Source organism: Shewanella sp. Isolate11 (genome assembly GCF_022398315.1).
GTDB lineage: Bacteria > Pseudomonadota > Gammaproteobacteria > Enterobacterales > Shewanellaceae > Shewanella.
In genome coordinates, this window is record NZ_JAKEVF010000002.1 from 868127 (window position 1) to 874425 (window position 6299).

General features: G+C 34.7%; 5 protein-coding genes. All 5 read right to left on the reverse strand.

Features of this window, described 5'->3' with window-relative positions:
- Positions 1-58 precede the first annotated feature (58 nt).
- Positions 59-1462 carry a phosphomannomutase gene (locus tag L1D21_RS09090; protein ID WP_275658946.1) on the reverse strand — a complete coding sequence of 468 codons (1404 nt, stop codon included), beginning with the start codon at positions 1460-1462 and terminating at the stop codon, positions 59-61.
- A gap of 3 nt (positions 1463-1465) precedes the next feature.
- Complete coding sequence (locus L1D21_RS09095; RefSeq protein ID WP_239844912.1) at positions 1466-2875, reverse strand: mannose-1-phosphate guanylyltransferase/mannose-6-phosphate isomerase; 1410 nt, start codon at positions 2873-2875, stop codon at positions 1466-1468.
- 10 nt (positions 2876-2885) lie between these two features.
- Positions 2886-3968, reverse strand: coding sequence for a glycosyltransferase (locus tag L1D21_RS09100; RefSeq protein WP_239844913.1), 1083 nt, complete (start codon positions 3966-3968; stop codon positions 2886-2888).
- The gene (locus tag L1D21_RS09105; RefSeq protein WP_239844914.1) at positions 3949-4971 is read right to left on the reverse strand and encodes a glycosyltransferase family 1 protein; all 1023 of its coding nucleotides are present in this window, start codon (positions 4969-4971) and stop codon (positions 3949-3951) included. The genes L1D21_RS09100 and L1D21_RS09105 overlap by 20 nt, the downstream gene beginning before the upstream one ends.
- Positions 4972-5101: 130 nt before the next feature.
- Positions 5102-6299 (reverse strand): O-antigen polymerase (locus L1D21_RS09110; RefSeq protein WP_239844915.1); only part of this gene is annotated, 1198 nt, incomplete at its 5' end.

Consider the following 6299-nt stretch of genomic DNA (forward strand, 5'->3'; position numbering starts at 1 on the left):
TCATGTCCAAGCGGTTCATTAATTACTAAGAAAAATTGATGGGAATTATTTATCTAGGTTATTTACCACAAGCTTTTAAAGTCATCGAAACTATTTTACTGGCTTTAGCTTGTGAGCTTGACTCGGAGTAACATCTTAATTCAGGTGCATTGCCTGATGGTCTTAAATGAATTATATCGCCACATTCAAGAGTAATACGTAAACCATCAATGTTATTAATCTGAAAATCTTGTTTGTAATCTAAATTAGCTAAGAATTGAGTTGCACTGACAGTTAATTGTTCAATCAACCGTTCACTCTTGTCTCTAGAAAAATTTTGCAGTCGATCACTGGCTGTAAATCGCTGTGGTATCTCTTTTAATTGCATAGAAATCGAGACTCTCTGAGCTAACAACATCAAAGCAGGCAATAATGCATCGCGAGTGGGAAGAGCTTTGAGGTTTTTGCTATTAACCTTTATATCCGAACCTAATAAATAGCCACCATTAGCTTCAAAACCTGCGACAGTTTTAGACTTCTTAGCTAATTCTGAAAACTCAGCAATAACGTAAGGTGAGCCAATTTTTGTGCGAACAACAGTAGTAAAATTTTGCGACTGTTCAATAGCAGAATTACAACTTACTGGTACAGCTAAAGCTTCAATCCCTAGTTGTTGACTACACAATAAACCAAGAATATCACCACGCAGCCAATTACCGTTTTCATCAGCGATTAAAGGACGATCACCATCACCATCAGTGGAATATAGAGCATCAAATCCATATTGCTTTGACCAATCTAATGCGCGCTGTTTATCTTCCTCTGACACGGCTTCGGTATCAATTGGTACAAACTCATCACTACGACCTAAACTCGTCGTTTTTGCGCCTAATGATTCAAATAAATAACTATAAATATCACGACCAGCACTTGAATGCTCATATATCCCTATATGCTTACCTGCGAGAATTTTGTTATCAAATAACTGCTGATAGCGTTCTATATAAGCTCTACTAGCATCATTATTTAAAGACAATTCTTCTAATTCATCAGCCAATGGCGTAAATGTTACGGCAATATTTAAAATGGCTTGTTCGTCGGCTTTAGTTATTTCACCGTCTGGACGATAAAACTTAAGACCATTACGGTCAAAAGGAATGTGACTGCCTGTTACCATTATGCAAGGCATTCCATCCTGCATCGCTTTATAAGCCAAAGCTGGGGTTGGAATAACCCCATAATAGATCACGTTTTGATTTAACTGCTTTATCCCTGCAGCACAAGCCTGTGCAATAGCGTAACTGCTTGGTCGGTTATCTATCGCAATGGCAACGGTATCAAATTCGAAGTCATCACTAATTGAATTAATGAAGGCTATAGCAAAGGCTGCATTTACATCAGGTGTAAAATCTGAAACCAATCCACGCGCACCGCTGGTACCAAAGGCAATGCCACTTTGTGCGATTAAAGTACGAGTATCCATCATCTACCCTTTCACTCGTCCGTAACGGTCTTCGAAACGTACAATATCGTCTTCCCCGAGATAAGAACCTGATTGAACCTCAATTAGCTCTAAATCCACTTTGCCCGGATTTTCTAATGCATGGACTGCTGTGATGGGTATATAGACAGACTCATTTTCTGTCACATATTGCTCAGTATCGTCAATTTGCACTTTTGCAGTGCCAGAAACCACGATCCAATGTTCAGCCCTGTGATGATGCATCTGTACTGATAATTTTGCTCCAGGCTTTACTGTAATGCGCTTAACTTGAAAGCGCTCGCCATTGTCAACCGAGTCATACTTACCCCAAGGACGGTAAACTTCACGGTGGAATGTGACTTCTGAGCGTTGCTCAGCTTTTAACTGATTCACAATCGCCTTCACTTCTTGCGCCTTTTCTTGATGGGCAACCAGAACAGCATCCTTGGTATTAACAATAATTAAATCTTCAAGGCCGATCGTAGCAACAAGCTTATCTTCACTTACTACCAACGTGTTTTTAGTATCAACAGCTTTAACATCTCCTTTAAATGCATTGCCATTTTCATCTTGAGGAGATACTTCTAAAAGGGCCGGGAAACCTCCCACATCACTCCAACCAGCATCTAAGGGAATAACCACGGCATCGTGAGTGTGTTCCATAACAGCATAATCGATAGACTGATCAGGACAGGCCTCAAAAGCTACCCTATCGACACGAATAAAATCTAAATCACATTTTTGAACTTGAATTGAATTTTTACAGGCTGCGTAGATATCGGGGCGAAACTTTTCTAACTCAGATAAATAGCGACTGGCTTTAAACAAAAACATGCCGCTATTCCAATAATACTCGCCTGACTCAATATAGTGGCGGGCTACATCTTCGCTTGGCTTTTCAACGAAACAATCAACAACGAAGCCATCCGCAAAAGGCTCACCTCTTTGAATATAGCCATAACCCGTTTCAGGTTTATCTCCAACGATACCAAAAGTCACTAATTTATCTTGTGAAGCTAAAATCGAGGCTTTGTCAACACTTAATTGAAACGCTGACACATCTTGAATAAGGTGATCGGCAGCAAGTACTAAAAGTAAAGGGTCTTGTCCGTTCTCAATTGCCTTAAAAGCAGCAAGTGCAATAGCAGGCGCAGTATTACGACCAACTGGCTCTAAAAAAATACCATTATGCTCAACACCGATCTGCCTAGTCTGCTCGGCAGCGATAAAACGATGCTCTTCGTTACAGATTAACATCGCTGGCGAAAGTGCTAAGCCATCCAAACGAGTCAATGTTTCTTGCAACATAGTTAACTCGCCATTTAGCTTTAAAAATTGCTTAGGGTAATTTCCACGAGAAAGCGGCCACAAACGCGTACCAGAACCGCCGGCCATAATTATTGGTAGGATCATATACTGCCTATTATTTACGAACGAATAAATTAAATAATTTTTGATTCATTATTTTTTCATTAAAACAACGATTAAAAGAGTCAAGACAACGCCCCGTACCTATAATCGCCCTAGCCTTGTAAAAAGATAACTCAAGTTTTTTAGACAAATCATTTAAATCACAAGATTCGAATATCCAACCAGTTTCGTTATTAACTACCATTTGAGGAAATGAATCAACATTTGAAGCAATTACCGGACGATTATTCCTTAAAGCTTCAGCAACAACCAATCCAAACCCTTCCCATCGAGAAGGAACAATGAGCACATCACATGATTTATATACAATGTCAATCTCAGAGTTTTTCACCCAACCTAATTTTTCTATTTCAATGTCATCAGATACAGTATTTATTAATTCCTCACAATATAGTGAGTGAGATTGAGAGAGTACACTTTCACCTACAAGTATCAACTTGCAACTATCTTTAATACCTGTTGGAAGTTTTAGAATACTCTGGAGTAGTAAATCAAGGCCTTTCTGCTCATCAAATCTACCTACAAATAAAAATTTGAATTTTGAATTATTGGTAATAAGTTCTTTAGTGTTTGATTCCCTCACACCATTCCAGATAAGTTTTAGCTTTTTGGTACTTATTCCTATATCAAGTGCATCATGATATTCACTGGATGAGATACACACTATCTGATTTACAAAGAGTGAGAGCGAAAGTTCGATGTATTTATAAAAAAATGAACTTATTTTTATCGTTCCACCGCTATTTTTACGATTGAAAGACCAACCATGACTACAATAAACTACTTTAATAGATTTTATTTTACACAAAGGATAAATAATAGGTCTAACAAGGCCTGCAAATGCACTGTGTAAAAAAATCACATCTACCTTTTTAGTAAGCAATATATAGATGACTAAATATAATACTTTCAATGTGTTAAATATTCTTATATTTGTCGATGAAAAGCAAAAGTTATTAAAACCGTTTATTTCAGACGGGGAGACAAGAAAATGTTCAGACTCTACATTAACAACAGAGTTAAGATATGTTTCAATTCCACCTTTAATAGTCTCACTAGCATGAACTATCTTCACATATCCCCCTCATTTTTTTAGCAAAGTACTCCCATTTAAATATTTGATACCTCTTATTTCCCTTTTTAACCAATTGCTCTCTTAGAATTAAATCTGTACTGATATTTTGCATTGCCTCTACAATCTTTGATTCATCATAGATATCAACCATAACAGCAGCATCATCTGCCACTTCTGGATATGCAGTATTATTAGAGCAAATGACAGGTGCGCCAAAAGCCATAGCTTCTAACACTGGAATCCCAAACCCTTCAGCATGACTTAATGATAAAAAAGCTATACATTGTTGGTAATAACAACACAAAGATTCATCATCAACTCTACCAGTAAAAACAATATCGCTTTTAAACAATTCAGCATCATTAACTAAATCTAGATCGGTATTAAAATTATTTCCATTACCGCCAACGATAACAAGTTTATAGTTGGATTTGTATTTCTTTTTAAACTCTATGAAAGCTGAGATGATACCCTTGAAGTTTTTTCTCTCCTGATTAACACCGACAGCCAAAAAGAATGGTTCTTTCGAAACAGTTATATCATTTTTTTGAATACTTTCGAAATCTGAAGGCAAAGCATTACCTAGAACTGTGATAGAATCTTCTGCAACATTAAAAACTTGAGATATTCGTTTCTTACTATATTCAGAAACTGTAAATATTGACAGAGTTCTATTTAAAGTTAACTTAGTCGCATATTTATAAAAAAATCTAAATTTGAATGAATACCATTGAGGAAAATCAACAAAGAACACATCGTGTAACACAATAACTTTGTTACGATATAAAACTGGAGATGTATTACACAGGCAAATTAATAGTTCATTGTAAAAAAAACAGTATAATGGTAGGTATAGTTGCTCCCAAAAATGTCCTAAAATCCCTTTAGAAAATAATCGACTTGGTTTGACCACTCGATAATTTAGTCTCTCTGACATTTCTATAGCAAAACGCTCAACCCCAGAAACATCCTTATTTATAAATCTACCATTTATGACCGGCATTAATACCTCCCTCTAAGATAAAATCACATAAATAATATCAAAAAGTAACTTTTGCTTGAAAAATATAACTTGTAAAGCATTAAACACATAAAAAAACATTGATATACTGGCTTATGGTATGCTCTAAAACTTAAGCCATTTTAATATTTTTTGAATGTGTATTATACTTCCTAAAAAAAACAAATAGAAACGATAAGAATATTATCGCCGGGGAATTAATAACGTCTTCAAAATAAAAACTAAAGTACAATGATAAAAATGGAAAGGTGAAAACATTAATATCTGAAAAACTATTAAATACAATCACATAAAACATATACGTCATATATATAAAAAACACAGTGGAAAATATTAACCCATAAACAACCAGAAAACTGATGAACCCATTATGTGTAGCATTAAAACCAAATTCATTAATCAACATAATTTCTTTGCCCTGCCAGCCAAGACCAAATGGGTGAACAAGTCCATAACTAAGACTTACCACTTGTGTCTCTAGTCTTTCAAGAAAATTAGAACTGATACTCACTACACCATGACCAACCCATCTATCATTCATTACTTCAAAAATATATTCTGAAAACAGTAAAATTCCGACAAATAGAAAAATTATAAATGATACTTTATGTCTGAAATTATTGCTTTTAAAAACACAAAATAACAATAAAATTGAAAATATTACTAAAGAACTCCGAGTCTGAGTCAAAAAGTATAATAAAAAAACACATAATATACTGAAAAATAGAAACATCATATTTCTAGAAGATAAATAAAAATACAATAAAGGTACAATACCTATCATCGTAATTTGAGATGCTGCATTTGGGTGCTCAAATATACCTGTATATCTCTGTCGTTCCGACACCCACCACAGCTTAGCTCCCGAAGGTTTTAATGTATCAAAATATGACAATTCTAAATACTGACCATACATAACTAACAGTGATGATATAGCACCAAGTATGATACCAATAAAAAACATAGTACCTAATTCTAAGGTCTTAATAAAATATATTGAGATAAAATATGCAAATGAAATATAAAGAAGATGCCTTGATGTTGTGAGGACACCATTAAAATCAGATTCAAATGACATGAAAAGTATTGATGTAAGCAAACAAATAACTACAAATAAAAAAAAGTGATACGGACCTAGATCTACCTTCCATAACAAAAAATACAATAAAGAAATTAATATAAAAGATGGACCTAAAACATCCATAATTCTCATTGAAAAAAAACCAAAATCATAAACAACAAAATTAAAAATCAATGAAAAACCAATGAATACAAACACAGATTTAATAATTTTGTGATATATACTAGAC

Excerpts from the sequence above, each read along its gene's own strand:
- L1D21_RS09090 (WP_275658946.1), bottom strand. The coding sequence starts at position 1,462 with ATGGATACTCGTACTTTAATCGCACAAAGTGGCATTGCCTTTGGTACC.
- L1D21_RS09095 (WP_239844912.1), bottom strand. The coding sequence starts at position 2,875 with ATGATCCTACCAATAATTATGGCCGGCGGTTCTGGTACGCGTTTGTGG.
- L1D21_RS09105 (WP_239844914.1), bottom strand. The coding sequence starts at position 4,971 with ATGCCGGTCATAAATGGTAGATTTATAAATAAGGATGTTTCTGGGGTT.